This window comes from Prosthecomicrobium sp. N25 (assembly GCF_037203705.1).
Classification (GTDB): domain Bacteria; phylum Pseudomonadota; class Alphaproteobacteria; order Rhizobiales; family Ancalomicrobiaceae; genus Prosthecodimorpha.
This window is the reverse complement of the sequence record NZ_JBBCAT010000001.1, coordinates 2,129,214-2,143,293: the sequence shown is the minus strand read 5'-3', so window position 1 is coordinate 2,143,293 and position 14,080 is coordinate 2,129,214. Positions and strand designations below refer to the sequence as shown.

At 71.1% G+C, this 14,080-nt stretch carries 13 protein-coding genes and 1 pseudogene; 7 read left to right on the top strand and 7 right to left on the bottom strand.

Going from position 1 to position 14,080, the window contains the following annotated elements; all coding sequences use genetic code 11:
- Positions 1–163 precede the first annotated feature (163 nt).
- The 6 genes and pseudogenes from WBG79_RS09680 to WBG79_RS09655 all read right to left on the bottom strand — a co-directional run.
- Positions 164–310 (bottom strand): annotated as a pseudogene (locus tag WBG79_RS09680) (light-harvesting protein); the annotation flags it as partial.
- Positions 311–322: 12 nt separating this feature from the next.
- Positions 323–484, bottom strand: a complete 162-nt coding sequence (locus WBG79_RS09675; protein ID WP_337356897.1) for a light-harvesting protein — start codon at positions 482–484, stop codon at positions 323–325.
- Between the two features lie 344 nt (positions 485–828).
- The gene (locus WBG79_RS09670; protein WP_443147422.1) at positions 829–1,584 is read right to left on the bottom strand and encodes a M15 family metallopeptidase; all 756 of its coding nucleotides are present in this window, start codon (positions 1,582–1,584) and stop codon (positions 829–831) included.
- Entirely contained in the window at positions 1,581–2,195 is a 615-nt protein-coding gene (locus WBG79_RS09665; RefSeq protein WP_337356896.1) for a TetR/AcrR family transcriptional regulator, read from the bottom strand. The genes WBG79_RS09670 and WBG79_RS09665 overlap by 4 nt, the downstream gene beginning before the upstream one ends.
- Before the next feature lie 82 nt (positions 2,196–2,277).
- The gene (locus WBG79_RS09660) at positions 2,278–2,727 is read right to left on the bottom strand and encodes a DNA polymerase III subunit chi (RefSeq protein WP_337356895.1); all 450 of its coding nucleotides are present in this window, start codon (positions 2,725–2,727) and stop codon (positions 2,278–2,280) included.
- Between the two features lie 4 nt (positions 2,728–2,731).
- Positions 2,732–4,234 (bottom strand): leucyl aminopeptidase, encoded by a 1,503-nt coding sequence (locus tag WBG79_RS09655; protein WP_337356894.1) that lies wholly within the window; start codon positions 4,232–4,234, stop codon positions 2,732–2,734.
- 251 nt (positions 4,235–4,485) lie between these two features.
- Between WBG79_RS09655 and WBG79_RS09650 the strand changes: the two genes are divergently transcribed.
- The 7 genes from WBG79_RS09650 to WBG79_RS09620 all read left to right on the top strand — a co-directional run bounded on the left by WBG79_RS09650 (position 4,486) and on the right by WBG79_RS09620 (position 13,239).
- Positions 4,486–5,670 (top strand): LptF/LptG family permease, encoded by a 1,185-nt coding sequence (locus tag WBG79_RS09650; protein ID WP_337356893.1) that lies wholly within the window; start codon positions 4,486–4,488, stop codon positions 5,668–5,670.
- Positions 5,667–6,758, top strand: coding sequence for an LPS export ABC transporter permease LptG (gene lptG / locus WBG79_RS09645; protein ID WP_337356892.1), 1,092 nt, complete (start codon positions 5,667–5,669; stop codon positions 6,756–6,758). Before WBG79_RS09650 ends, lptG begins: the two co-directional genes overlap by 4 nt.
- A gap of 179 nt (positions 6,759–6,937) precedes the next feature.
- The gene (locus WBG79_RS09640) at positions 6,938–9,223 is read left to right on the top strand and encodes an LPS-assembly protein LptD (protein WP_337356891.1); all 2,286 of its coding nucleotides are present in this window, start codon (positions 6,938–6,940) and stop codon (positions 9,221–9,223) included.
- 79 nt (positions 9,224–9,302) lie between these two features.
- Positions 9,303–10,256 (top strand): SurA N-terminal domain-containing protein, encoded by a 954-nt coding sequence (locus WBG79_RS09635; RefSeq protein WP_337356890.1) that lies wholly within the window; start codon positions 9,303–9,305, stop codon positions 10,254–10,256.
- On the top strand, positions 10,253–11,278 hold the full coding sequence (gene pdxA, locus WBG79_RS09630) for a 4-hydroxythreonine-4-phosphate dehydrogenase PdxA (RefSeq protein ID WP_337356889.1): 1,026 nt from the start codon (positions 10,253–10,255) through the stop codon (positions 11,276–11,278). The genes WBG79_RS09635 and pdxA overlap by 4 nt, the downstream gene beginning before the upstream one ends.
- A 13-nt stretch (positions 11,279–11,291) precedes the next feature.
- Positions 11,292–12,131, top strand: a complete 840-nt coding sequence (rsmA, locus tag WBG79_RS09625) for a 16S rRNA (adenine(1518)-N(6)/adenine(1519)-N(6))-dimethyltransferase RsmA (RefSeq protein ID WP_337356888.1) — start codon at positions 11,292–11,294, stop codon at positions 12,129–12,131.
- 58 nt (positions 12,132–12,189) lie between these two features.
- Positions 12,190–13,239 carry an alcohol dehydrogenase gene (locus WBG79_RS09620; protein WP_337356887.1) on the top strand — a complete coding sequence of 350 codons (1,050 nt, stop codon included), beginning with the start codon at positions 12,190–12,192 and terminating at the stop codon, positions 13,237–13,239.
- Positions 13,240–13,252: 13 nt separating this feature from the next.
- Here WBG79_RS09620 and WBG79_RS09615 read toward each other — a convergent pair whose 3' ends face one another.
- Complete coding sequence (locus tag WBG79_RS09615) at positions 13,253–14,068, bottom strand: universal stress protein (protein ID WP_337356886.1); 816 nt, start codon at positions 14,066–14,068, stop codon at positions 13,253–13,255.
- Between the last annotated feature and the right edge of the window lie 12 nt (positions 14,069–14,080).

The following is a 14,080-nucleotide window of genomic DNA, read 5'->3' as shown; positions in this document are numbered from 1 at the left end:
CCACCGGGGCGCCCGCCCGCGGGGTGACCGAGACCACGAAAGCGGTGCCGCCGTTGCCGTCCGGAGTGGCGGTCGGGGTCACGCTCACGACGAAGGATGTCCCGTCGTTCGCCTGCACCACCGCGCTGCCGGGCGACTTGACGTCGGCGGCGGCCGTCTTCTTGGCCTTGCCCTGCCAATAGTCACCGAACCACGTGGTGTGGTTCAGGACCGCGAAGTGGACCGTGAAGGCCATCAGCGCCACGCTGCCGAGGAAGGCCGGGAGGCCGATCGTCGGGTTGACGACGCACCAGATACGTCCGTTGTTCATGGTGGTGCTCCGTCAATGCAGCCAAGGCGAGTAGACGTAGGCCAGGACGTGGGCGAAGAGCGCGATCGCGAAGAAGATCCGCGCGCCGTCGATCACGTGCTGGTGCAGCGCCTCCGATTCCTTGATGGTCAGGCCGGTGGGCCAGACTCTGTTGGGATCGTCCAGACTGTCCATGGTTCCCATACTCCCCAAATTGACGCGGAAACCGTTGTCCGCGCCATTCACCAGTGTCCTCACCGGTCTCGAGGAGGGCCTACCCCTTTGTCGGCGGTTGATCGTCGGAGACGCATCCCCCGCCAGGCGCTCGCACGGGACTGCAGGGCCCGAGAAGCGGCGGCCGTGCGGGCCCAGAACCCGACGGTAGACGCCGCGGCGGACTGCCGCATTCCGGACTCGGAAGCCGTTGTCAACTTATGCTGACACGCCGTCATGTCATAAGTCTCTTACATTCGGGCGTCAATGGGAATCGTGAGCGGAGCCGTTCCGGTAAAATGCGTGATCCCCGTCTCGCCCGGGCGTCACTCGACGGGGAAGTCGAAGGTCCGGTCCGGGTAGGGCTCGTCGAGCAGGCCGTAGTGCCACCACTCGCGCGCGTAGTTGGCGAAGCCGCCGCGGCGCATGGCGTCGAAAAGGAGGAGGCGGTTGGCGCGCGGGCCCGCCGGGACTGGGGCGGCGGTGGCCGCGCGGTCGTCGAAGCAGTCGAAGGCGGTGCCCATGTCGAGGCCGTCGTCGGGGGCGCGGGCAGGTGGCGGCGCGGTGCAGGGCCCGCCGGGCGTGCCGGCCTGCGGCGTCGGGTCGCGCGGGACGATCGTCAGGTCCACGGTGGAGCCGCGGGAGTGGCCGGACCGGGTGGCGATGTAGCCGCGGGCGAACAGGCGGCCCTTGTCCTCGCGCGGGTAGTATTCGGCCTTGGTGGAGAGGTCGGGCTCGCGCGACCAGCGCAGGAAGTCGGCGACGGCGGCGGCGGGCCGGTAGCAGTCGTAGACCTTGAGCGAGAGTCCGCGGGGCGCGAGCTCGGCCTGAACGCGGGCGAGCGCCTCGGCGGCCCGCCGCGTCAGGATGCAGACCGGCCGCCGGTAGCCCGCCACGGGACGGCCCGTGAAGTTGCGGGGTCCGGCGTAGCGCATGTCCTGGCGGATGGTCGGGTCGACGTCGGCGAGCCGCACGAAGCCGTCCGGCAGGCCTTCCGCGGCGCGGGCGGGGCCGGGCCGGCCGGGCAGCGCGACCGCCAGGACCGCCAGCGCCAGCAGGCCGCGGGCGGGCCGGCGCGTCACGGGACGCGGGCCCCGGCCGCCTGCCGGGCGCCGGCCAGGAAGGTGACGACCAGCCGGTCGGCGAGGCTGCCGGCCGAATCGGCGGTGACGATGCCGAGCTTGCCGCGCAGCGCCAGGGCGGCGATGCCGTGCACGGAGGCCCAGAGCACGTCGACCGAGGCCTTCACGTCCTCCGGGCCGCCGGGAATCGCCGCGGCGGCGGTCTCCTGCACGGCGCGGACCAGCCGGTCGATGCGGGCGACGTGCCAGTCCGGCAGCGGGCGGTCGTCGGCGGTCGAATATTCGAAGAGCATGGACCAGAGCCGCGGGTTGGCGACCGCGAAGGCGAGGTAGCGCTGGGCGAGGTCGCGCAGGCGCTCGACCGGGTCGGCGGGGCCCGGGGGGCCGAACAGCGCCTCGTGCATGTCGTCGAGAATGCCGGAGGCCACGTGGACGATCAGGTCGTCGAGATCGGCGAACAGGTTGTAGATCGTGCCCACCGAGCAGCCGATCGCCTCTGAGACCCGGCGCACCGTCAGGCCCCCGACGCCATGGGCGTCGACGACGGCGCGCGCCGCCGCGACCGCGTCCCGGCGAAGATCGTCGTGCGACTTCTCCATGCGCCTCGGCAATCGGATCTCCCGTGCTGTCCCGCCAGGGAGCATATGAGCATTGTTCAGCACGGCAAGGGCGGCCGCGCGACGCGGCCGCGGCTCAGGCTTTCTTCACCCAGCGGCCGCGGTCGTCCTGTTGCCAATAGGTGACGTCGAGCCCCGCCGCCTTGGCGTCGCGCCAGCGCCGGCGGGCGTCCTGCAGGGCCTCCGGGTCGCCGCCGTCGAAGATGTAGACCGCGCGTTCGTAGACGGCGAGGTCGGGCGGCTCCGCCCGGTCGACCAGGAACCGGACCGCGGCACCGTTCGGGTTGTCGCCCTCGGCGGTCAGGTAGACGGGCTGCCGCGACGGATCGCCGTCGCGGCGGGTGCCGTGGGGCAGGAAGGACTCCTCGGCGTAGGTCCACAGGTGCGCGTCGAGTGCGTCGCGCCGCTCCTCGGAGCCGGCCTGCACCACCACGCGCCAGCCGCGCTCCAGGCTGCGCTCGATCAGTCCCGGGAGGACGTCCTCGAGGCGCTTGCCCACCAGGTGATAGAACCAGGCCTCGGCCATGCCCTCACTTCTCGTAGTTCTCCGCCACGAGGCGGTCGAGGAGGCGGACGCCCCAGCCGGACGCCCAGGCCTTGCTGGTCTCGGTGTGGGTGGAGTCCATGCCGGTGCCGGCGATGTCGAGATGCACCCAGGGGGTGTCGCCGACGAAGCGCTTCAGGAACTGGGCCGCGGTGATCGAGCCGCCGAAGCGGCCGCCGGTGTTCTTCATGTCGGCGAACTGACTGTCGATCATCTTGTCGTAGTCGGCGGCGAGCGGCATGCGCCAGACTCGCTCGCCCGTCGCGTCGCCGGCGGCGGAGAGCTGGGCGGCGAGGTCGTCGGAGGTGGAGAACATGCCGGCGTAGACCTTGCCGAGGGCGACCATGATGGCGCCTGTGAGGGTCGCGAGGTCGAGCATGAAGCGGGGCTGGTAGGTCTCCTTCACGTACCAGAGCACGTCAGCCAGGACGAGGCGGCCCTCGGCGTCGGTGTTGATGATCTCGATGGTCTGGCCGGACATGGACTTGACGATGTCGCCGGGGCGCTGGGCGTTGCCGTCGGGCATGTTCTCCACCACGCCGATCGCGCCGATCACGTTGACCTTGGCCTTGCGGGCCGCGAGGGCGTGCATCAGGCCGGTCACGCAGGCGGCGCCGGCCATGTCGCCCTTCATGTCCTCCATGCCCTGGGCGGGCTTGATGGAGATGCCGCCGGTGTCGAAGACGACGCCCTTGCCGATGAAGGCCACCGGCTTGTCCTTGTCCTTGCCGCCGTTCCAGCGCATCACGACCAGACGCGGCGGGCGGGAGGAGCCCTGGCCGACGCCCAGGAAGGCGCCCATGCCGAGCTTCTTCATCTCCTTCTCGTTGAGGACCTCGACCTCCACGCCGAGCTTCTCCAGCTCGCGGGCGCGGCGGGCGAACTCCTCCGGGGAGAGGACGTTCGGCGGCTCGATGACGAGATCGCGCGCGACGACGACGCCCTCGGCCACGCCCTGGAGCCGGCTCCAGGCCTTCTTGGCGGCGGCATGGCCCTCGAGCGCGAGGGTGAGGCGGACGCTCTTGCCGCCGTTCGCCTCGTCGTCCTTCTTCTTCGTCTTGTAGCGATCGAAGCGGTAGCTGCGGAGCACGGCGCCGAGGGCGACCTCGGCGGCGACGGCGGGCTCGAAGGCGCCGCCGTCGGCGCGGTCGAGCATCAGGACCGCCTCCTCGACCTTTAGGTCCGCGAGCTTGCCGAGCACGGTGCCGCCGAGGCGGGACCAGTCGTTCTCCTTCATCTCGGCCGGCTTGCCGAGCCCGACGACGAGAATCCGGTCGAGCGCGGAGCCGGCGGGCGCCAGGATCTCGAGGGTGGCGAACTGCTTGCCCTTGAAGGCCGAGGCCGACAGCGCGCGGGCCAGGGTGCCGCCGGTCGCCTCGTCCAGCGCCTTCGCGGCCGCGCCGAGCGCGCCGCCGTCCTCGGCGAGGAGGACGAGGGTGCCGGTCTCGGGGCGGACGGGCTTCTGGAAGGCGATCGTAGCGAGAGGCATGGGAACGGGCTCCGGAACGGCTCGGGGGCGCCGAGAAGGACGGGAAACGAGGCGGGGGAAAACCGCGGACGGGGCAGGAACATGGCGCGATGCAGGCGCCAGGGCAAGCCGGAGCGACGTTCAGGACTCGTTGACCATCTTTCTTGGCGTCACATTCACGCTTCTGGGCTTCCATCGGAATAGGGTAAAGAGTTCCTTCCGGACCGGTCCGATGGGTTCGAGTGAAGCGGGTTGCCGGGCGGACGGCGGATATGGGACTGATCGAGCGCTACGTGTTCCGGCGCATGGCCGGCGCCTTCCTGGGCACGCTCCTGGCGCTCGCCGGGGTCGTCTGGGTCACGCAGGCGCTCCGGCAGCTCAACCTCGTCACCGCCAAGGGGCAGACGCTCCTGACCTTCCTGGAGATCTCCGGCCTCGCCCTCCCCTTCCTGACGCTCGTGATCGCGCCCTTCGCGTACCTGACGGCGGCGATCGTCACGCTCAACCGACTCAACGCGGACAGCGAGCTGGTGGTCGTCAACGCGAGCGGCGGGTCGCGCCTGCTGGTGCTCCGGCCCATGCTGCTCCTCGCGGCGGTCGTGTCGGCCACGATGGCGATCGCCGGAACCACGCTCGCCCCACTGGCCCAGCGCCAGCTCCGCACCGAGGTGACGAAGGTCAACGTCGACCTTATCGCCAACATCGTCCGGCCGGGGCTCTTCACGGAGATCGAGCCGGGCCTCACCTTCCACATCCGGAACCGCGCCGGGGACGGGTCCCTGGCGGGGCTGCTGGTCGACGACCAGCGCGACCCGGCGATCGGCTATACCTACATGGCCGAGCAGGCGGTGGTGCTGGAGGTGCCCGGCCGGACCCTGCTGGTCATGCGCGACGGGTCGCTGCAGCGGCTCAACCGGGCGGACGACGCGCTGTCGATCGTCCAGTTCGAGGCCTATGCGTTCGACCTGTCGGACCTCACGCCGCAGAACAGCGCGCCGGTCTACAAGCCGAGCGAGCGGACGACCGCCGAACTGCTCGCGCCCGACCTCTCGGACGACTACGTGCAGAAGAACATCGGCCGATTCGGCGCGGAGCTGCACGACCGACTGTCCCAACCCCTGGTGCCGATGGCCTTCGCGGTGGTCGTCTTCCTCTGCCTCGGCGACGCGCGCACGACGCGTCAGGGCCGCGGCTTCGCGGTGGCGGCGGCGATCCTCGGCGCGGCGGCGGTGCGCGGGCTGCACTTCGCGGCGGTGAGCCGGGCGGGCACGTCGCCCGCCATGGCGGCGCTCGCCTATGGGATTCCGCTCGCCACCTTGGGCTGGGGGCTCCTCACGATCCTTCGCGATCGGCAGTTCGCCCTGCCCCGCCCGATCGAGCGCGCCGTGGAGGCGCTCGCCTGGGCGTCAGAGCGGATCGCCGACCGCTTCGCGCCGAGCCGGCGGGGCGCCCGATGATCGGACGCACTCTCGGCTTCTACATCGCCCGGCGCTTCGCGCGCTCGATCCTGCTCCTCTTCCTGTTCTCCGCCGCGATCATCTTCCTCTTCGACTTCCTGGAGCTGTTCCGCCGGTCCGTCGACCGGCCCGGAGTCACCACGGGGCTCGTGGTGGCGGGCTCGCTCCTGCGGGTGCCCTGGATCGCCGAGCAGACCCTGCCCTTTGCGACCCTGTTCGGCTCGATGGCGGCCTTCCTGGGCCTGTCCCGGAGCCTGGAGCTCGTGGTGGCTCGGGCCGCGGGGGTTTCGGTGTGGCAGTTCACCATGCCGGCGCTGCTGGTCGCGCTGGGCATCGGGGTGGTCGGGACGGTCGCCTACAATCCGCTCGCCGCCTACGCGAAGGAGCGGGCGGACGAGATCGCGATGCGCATCTTCGGCCGCGATCCGCGGCTCGAGGCGATGGCGGCGACCGACACGTGGCTGCGCCAGGACGGGCCGCAGGGGGAATCGATCCTGCACGCGCGGCGCGCGCTCGACCAGGGCGCCAGACTCGGTGACGTCACGGTGATGAGCTTCGACAAGACCGGCCGCTTCCAGTCGCGCATCGACGCCGCGGAGGCGCGCTTCGCGGACGGGGTCTGGATCCTCTCGGACGCACGCGTGCGTCGGGAGGGGGCGGCACCGCTGGACCAGCCGGTCGTCACCTTGCCGACCTACCTGACGCTCGAGCAGATTCGGGAGCGGGCCGCGGACCCGGACACGGTCCCGTTCTGGGCGCTCGACGACTATATCGAGCTCGCCCGCAACGCCGGCCTGCCCGCCTTCCGGTACGAACTGCAGTACCAGACGCTGGTCGCGCGGCCGCTGCTCCTCGCAGCCATGGTGTTGATCGCAGGGACGGTTTCGCTCCACGTGTTTCGTTTCGGCAACGTCGGGCGGCTCATTCTCGGTGGCGTGACCGCGGGCTTCGTGCTTTATGTCGTCGGTGAGGTGGCCCGGGATCTGGGCGGCGTCGGGCTGGTTCCCCCGGTCCTCGCGGCTTGGACACCGGCCCTCGTGGCGTCCTTGATGGGGTTCACGATCCTGTTGTACCGGGAGGACGGCTAGGCATGGCCCGCCGCGTCCCCTTGAGTGGCCAGCCGTCGGCGCGGAGGTCTGCGACTCCGCGGACGGGGATTTGCGTTCCCGGCGCCGTCCTCCGAACCCGGGCCAGGCTCATCGCCGGCCTCCTCGCAGCGGTCGCGGCCGCCGCTCCCACCACCGCCCTGGCGCAGACCGACCCGCTCTTGGCCAAGCTCGCCAAGCCGCGCGGAGGGCAGCAGACGCCGATGGTCCTGGAAGCGGACCAGGTCGTCTACGACAACGACGGCCAGACGGTCACGGCGCTCGGCAAGGTCCAGATCCGCTACAACGGATACACGCTGTCGGCGGCCAAGGTGACGTTCCTGCGCAAGGCCAAGCGGGTCGTCGCGGAGGGTGACGCGCGGCTCGTGGAGCCGGGCGGGAATGTCGTCACGGCGGCCCGGATGGACGTGACGGAGAACTTCCGGGAGGGCTTCGTCCAGGCGCTCAGCGTGTCGACCACGGAGCGGTCACGCTTCTCTGCGGAGAGCGCCACGCGGCGGGAAGGCAACGTCACGGTCTTCGAGAACGGCGCCTACAACGCCTGCCAGCTGTGCGAGGCCGACCCGGGCCGGCCGCCCTTCTGGGAGATCCGGGCGGCCAAGATCATCCACGACCAGCAGGAGCGGACGATCAGCTACGAGGACGCGCGGCTCGAGTTCCTCGGCGTGCCGATCGCCTACGTGCCCTACTTCAAGCATCCCGACCCGACGGTGACCCGCAAGACCGGCTTCCTGGCGCCCGGCTTCATCGCCTCAAACCAGCTCGGCTTCGGCGCGCAGGTGCCCTTCTTCTGGGCCCCGGCGGCGAACTGGGACGTCACCTTCTCGCCGGTGCTGCTGTCCCGGCAGGGCCTCCTCGGCGACGTCGAGGTGCGGCACCGGATGGAGACCGGCGGCTGGTCGTTCCGGGCCGTCGGCATCAACCAGCAGAACCCGGACGTGTTCTTCGGCACGAGCGGCGACCGGGTCTGGCGCGGCGCCATCTTCACGAAGGGCGAGTTCAACATCAACGAGCAGTGGAAGTGGGGCTGGGACGGCGTCCTGATGTCGGACCGGAAGTTCATCCAGGACTACCGGCTCTATCCAAAGGACCGTCAGGAGGCCACGTCGACCGTCTACCTCACCGGCCAGGGTGAGCGGAACTGGTTCGACATGCGCGTCTACCAGTTCCAGATCTTCGAGGACGACGACCCGACCAAGCCCCAGGGCGTCGGCAAGGGGCTGCAGTTGAAGCAGCCCGTCGTCCATCCGGTGATCGACTACGACTACTACCACCCGGATCCCGTCCTCGGCGGCGAACTTTCCGCGCACGCCAACTTCACGAGCCTCAGCCGGCTGAAGACGGACGTCGACCTGGCCCGGCAGGTCTATGGTCTGCAGGGCAACTACAGCCGCTTCTCGGTCGACGCGCAGTGGCGGCGGCAGTTCATCGACAGCTTCGGGCAGGTGTTCACGCCGATGCTCGGCTTGCGCGGCGACATCTTCTTCAATTCCAACACCAACAACAACGTCGGCTGGGTGTCCGACGGGGTACTGGCGCGGGTGACCCCGATGGCCGGCATCGAGTACCGCTATCCCTGGATCGGCTCGAGCCTGATGGGCAGCCATGTCCTGGAGCCGATCCTGCAGCTGATCACGCGGCCGTCGGAGCGCTATGTCGGGCATCTGCCGAACGAGGACGCGCAGAGCCTCGTGTTCGACGCGACCAACCTGTTCGACATGGACAAGTTCTCCGGCTTCGACCGGGCCGAGGGCGGCACGCGGGCGAACGCCGGCATGCGCTACACCTTCCAGGCCAATGGCGGCGGGTCGGTCTCGGCACTGTTCGGGCAGTCCTACCAGATCGCCGGCGTGAACTCCTTCGCGGACCCGCGCTTCGCCAAGTTCGTGCTGATGAATCCGCGGCCCCTGACCGCCTACGGGTCCGGCCTCGACAGCACCAGTTCGGACTACGTGACGAGCGTCCTCCTCGACACCGGCCGCGGGTTGCGCTTCGGCGCCAGCGCCCGGTTCGACGACCGCGACATGACGATCAACCGCGCCGAGCTGCAGGCCACCGGTTTCGCCGGGCCGATCACGGCCTCGGTGGTCTACGCCTATCTCAGGACGCCGGACTACCTCTACAAGCTGCTGCCGACCAAGTATGACAGCCTCGTCGAACCGGAGCGGTCGGAACTGCAGAGCGCGCTGAACATGCGGCTCGGCGAGAACTGGCGCGCCTTCGGCAGCATCCGTTACGACATCCACAACTCGTTCGTGGTCAACAACACGGTCGGGCTCGGCTTCGACAACGACCAGTTCTCCTCGTCCGTCGCCTACACTGAGGACACGGACCGGGCGCTGACGAAGAGCCGGGGGACCCGCATCCTGACCGATCGGGTGGTCTACTTCCGCTTCGGGCTGAGAACGCTCGGCGATGGCGCCATCTCCAACAATCTCGTCCGCTGACAACACGGTTTCGCCATGTCCGTCCCCGATAGGACGGGCCGGCCGGCCCCGCGGCCGGCACCAGGGAGGTTCGATCCGCATGCCCATCCGTCGACCCGCGATCCTCGCCGCAACCGCGGTCCTGGCGCTCCTCGCGGTAGCCGGGCCGGGAACCCGTCCGGCGAGCGCGCAGACGGCGATCAAGGTCGTCGTCAACGGCGAGCCGATCACCTCCAACGAGATCAACCAGCGCGCCCGCTTCCTCCGGCTCGTCGCCAAGGAACTCTCCGGCCCGGCCCTGCAGAAGCAGGCCATGGAGGAGCTGATCGACGAGAAGCTGAAGGCCGCCGAGGCGAAGCGCGTCAAGGTCACGATCACGGAAGCGCAGGTCGACGCCGCCTTCGCGGGGATCGCTGAGCGGGTGAAGCTGGCGCCTTCCCAGCTCGGCCAGGCCCTCGCCCAGCAGGGGATCGACGCCCGCACGCTGAGGGCGCGCCTGCGAGGACAGCTCACCTGGCAGCAGCTCGTGCTGAACCGCTTCTCCAAGTCCGTCACCATCACGGACAGCCAGATCATCGCCGCCCTCGAGAAGAAGGGCGCGAACCGCGCCGACCTGGTGAAGCCCACCAAGACGGACGAGTTCCTGATCTCCCAGATCACCTTCGTGGTCGCCAAGTCGACCCCGGGCGGCGCGGCGGCGCGGCTCAAGGAGGCCGAGGCCTTCCGGGCGCGGCTCAACGGCTGCGACGGGCTCAACGAGCTGGCGCGCTCCTACAAGGAGGTCGTCATCAAGAACGTCGGGCGGCGCACCGCCGAGGAACTGCCGGAGGGCTTCCGCAAGCCGCTCACGGAAACGCCCGTGGGCAAGGCGACCAAGCCGCAGGCGGGGGGCGCGGGGGTCGAACTGCTGGCCGTCTGCGAGAAGCGCGAGGTACAGACCGACATCCAGGACCGCGGCAAGGTCGAGAACGACCTGCGCGAGCAGGAGGGCCAGCTCCTGGCGCGCCAGTATATCAGCGAGCTGCGCCGCATCGCGGTGATCGACTACAAATGAGCCCCGGCGCTCCCCTGCCGCTGGCGCTCACCATGGGCGAGCCGGGCGGCATCGGCCTCGACATCACACTGGCAGCCTGGGCGGCGCACGACGGGCTCCCGCCGTTCTATCTCCTCGGCGATCCGGAGGCCGCGAGGCGGCGAGCCGCGCTCCTCGGCCTCGACGTGCCGGTGGAGGCGACCAGCCCGGCCGGGGCGGTCGAGGTGTTCGCCCGGGCGCTGCCGGTCGTCGACCTCGGCCTGCCGGTCGCGGCGGAGCCGGGGCGGCTCGTGCCCGGCGACGCGCCGGCCGTCATCGCCGCGATCGAGCGGGCGGTCGACGATGTCCGCGCGGGCCGGGCGGCGGCCGTGGTCACCAACCCGATCAACAAGCACGCGCTCTACGGCGCCGGCTTCCGCTTTCCCGGCCACACCGAATTCCTCGGCGAGCTCGCCCGTGCCTTCGGGAAGGGACCGGGGCCGGACGGGGCGTGGCACCCGGTGATGATGCTCGCGGGGCCGGAACTCCGGACGGTGCCGGTCACCGTGCACGTGGCGCTAGCGGCCGTGCCGGGGCTCCTGACGCAGGCGCTCATCGTGGAGACGGCACGGATCGTCGCCCGCGACCTGACGGCCCGCTTCGGCATCGCAAGGCCCCGGCTCGCCATCGGCGGGCTCAATCCGCATGCGGGCGAGAACGGCACCATGGGGAGCGAGGACGACGCGGTCGTGGCGCCCGCCGTGGCGGCGCTCGTGGCTGAGGGGATCGACGCGCGCGGGCCGCTGCCGTCCGACACCATGTTCCATCCGCGGGCGCGCGCCACCTACGACGCGGCGCTCCTGATGACCCACGACCAGGCGCTCATCCCGGTCAAGACCATCGCGTTCGACGAGACCGTGAACGTGACGCTCGGCCTGCCCTTCGTGCGCACCTCGCCTGACCACGGGACGGCGCTCGACATCGCCGGCCAGGGCGTGGCGCGGCCGGACAGCCTGATGGCGGCGATCCGGCTGGCGGGCCGGCTCGCGGCCGGCCACGCCTGAGCGGGCCGGCGCGATGGCGCAGATCGACGAGCTGCCGCCTCTGCGGGACGTCATCGCCCGCTTCGGCCTCGACGCCCGCAAGTCGCTCGGCCAGAACTTCCTGCTCGACCTCAATCTCACCTCCCGGATCGCGCGCACGGCCGGCGACCTCGCGGGCGCGACCGTCGTCGAGGTCGGCCCAGGGCCGGGCGGGCTCACGCGCGCGCTCCTGGCCGCCGGCGCGGGCCGGGTGGTGGCGATCGAGCGGGACGAGCGGTGCCTCGGCGCGCTGGCGGAGATCCAGGCCCATTATCCGGGGCGGCTCGAGGTCGTCTCGGCGGACGCGCTGACGGTCGACTTCGCGGCGCTCGCGGGCGGGCCGGCGCGCATCGTCGCCAACCTCCCCTACAACGTCGGAACCGCGCTCCTGGTCGGCTGGCTGAAGACGGAGCCCTGGCCGCCATGGTGGACGAGCGCGACCCTGATGTTCCAGCGCGAGGTGGCGGAGCGGATCGTGGCGGACGAGAGCTCCGACGCCTACGGGCGCCTCGGGGTGCTCGCCGGCTGGCGCACCGAGGCCCGGATCGCCTTCGACGTGAGCCCGAAGGCCTTCGTGCCGCCGCCCAAGGTGACCTCGTCGGTGGTCCACCTGGTGCCCCGGCCCGCGCCCCTGCCCTGCCCGCCGGAGGCGCTGGAGCGGGTCGTCGCGGCGGCCTTCGGGCAGCGGCGCAAGATGCTGCGTTCGAGCCTGCGGGGCGTGACGCCCGACAGCGAGGCCTTGCTGGCGCGGGCGGGCATCGACCCGACCCGGCGGGCGGAGGAGATCGGCATCCCGGGCTTCGTGGCGCTGGCCAACGCACTGCAGGGCGCCTGAGCCATCCGGGGCCTCTCCCCATTGCGGGGGCTCGTCCGGGCTTGATAGGCTCGCGGCCATGAAACGCCAGGCCATCGTCGACTACGGCCAACCGCTCTGCGAGGCGGTGGAGCCGACCCCGGAACCGCGCGGCAGCGAGGTCCTGCTCCGCGTCCGCCACTGCGGCGTCTGCCATTCGGACCTGCACCTGCTCGAGGGCCATTTCGACCTCGGCGGCGGCAAGACGCTCGACGTGCGCGCCGGGCGGGAGTTGCCCTTCACGCTCGGACACGAGATCGAGGGCGAGGTCGAGGCGGTCGGGCCGGAGGCGGCCGGCCTCGTGGCGGTCGGGGCGCGGCGGGTCGTCTATCCCTGGATCGGCTGCGGGCATTGCGAGACCTGCCGGGCGGGGGACGAGCAGATCTGCGCCCGGCCGCGACAGATCGGCATCCAGGTCGACGGCGGCTACGCCACGCACCTCGTGGTGCCGCACCCGCGCTACCTGGTCGAGGCGGCGGGAATCGCCGAGGAGCGGGCCGGCAGCCTGATGTGCTCCGGGCTGACCGCCTATTCGGCGCTGAAGCGCCTCGGCGCGCTGGCCGAGCGCGGGCCGGTGCTGATCGTCGGCCTCGGCGGTGTCGGCATGATGGGGCTCGCCTTCGCGCGCACCCTCTTCCCGCACGCGCCCGTGGTGGCGGACGTGTCGGCGGCCAAGCGCGAGGCGGCCCTCGCGGCCGGCGCGGCTTCGGCCTGGGACCCGACGGACGCGGAGGCGCGGCGCGCCTTCATGAAGGCAACGGGCGGGGTCTGGGGCGCGGTGGACTTCGCCGGCGCCGAGTCGAGCTTCGCCTTCGCGCAGGGTGCGCTGCGCAAGGGGGGCAAGGTGGTGGTGGCGGGGCTGATCGGCGGCTCCTTCTCGATGCCCCTGCCCTTCCTGCCCATGCGCGCCATCGCGATCGAGGGCAGCTACGTGGGCCGCCTCGACGAGGCGCACGAGATGATCGAACTCGTCCGGGGCGGCAAGGTCCCGCCCCTGCCGATCGAGACGCGGCCCCTCGAGGCCGCCAATGCGGCGCTCGACGACCTGAGGGCCGGACGTGTCATGGGACGCGTCGTGCTGACGCCCTGACGGCCGAGCCGGCTCAATTCGACAGCAGCACCGGGACGCCGATGTCCCCCTCGAGAACGCGGCGTGTCACGCTGCCGAAGAGGAGGTCGTGGATGCGGGAATGGACCGCGCCGCCCATGACCAGCAGGTCGACGGCGAGCAGGCCCGCCGCGCCCGCGAGGGCCTCCGAGACGGAGGCAGAGCCGCGATCGACCGGGTTGAACTCCGCGGTGACCCCGTGCCGCGCGAGATGGCGGCAGAGTTCGAGGCCGGAATGTCCCTGCCGCAGATAGCCGTCGTCGGTGACGCGCGTGACCACCACGCGCTCGGCCCGTTGCAGGAACGGCATGGCGTCGTGCACCGCCCGCACCGAAGCCCTGCTCGAGTCCCAGGCGATCAGGACGGTGCGCATGGCGAAGGACGACACCGTGGGGGGCACCAGGATCACGGGCCGGCCCGAATCGAAGAGAGCCGCCTGGGCGAGCAGGCGTGAACCGGGGCCCGGCCGAGGGTCGTGGTCGAGGATCGTGACGTCGCGCAGGTGGGCGAAGTCGGCCAGGGTCTCGCCGACCCCGTAGGCGTAGGACCGGTCGGTCACGACCTCGAGGGGGACCCCCGCCCGCTCCGCCGCCGCCGTCAGGGCGCTTGCGGTGACAGCGGTATGCTCCTCCTCGGTGCGAGGCGACGGCGGCCTGTCCCGCAGTGCGACCGGCGTCTCGACGTCGATCTGGTAGACGAGGGCGGTCAGGTGGGCTCCGAAGGCCGAAGCGGCTCCCAAGGCATACCGGAAGGCCGGCGTGACGGGAGGCTCGGCGTCGGCCGGTGTATGGACGAGGAACTCCGCAAACATGTGACGGCTCCG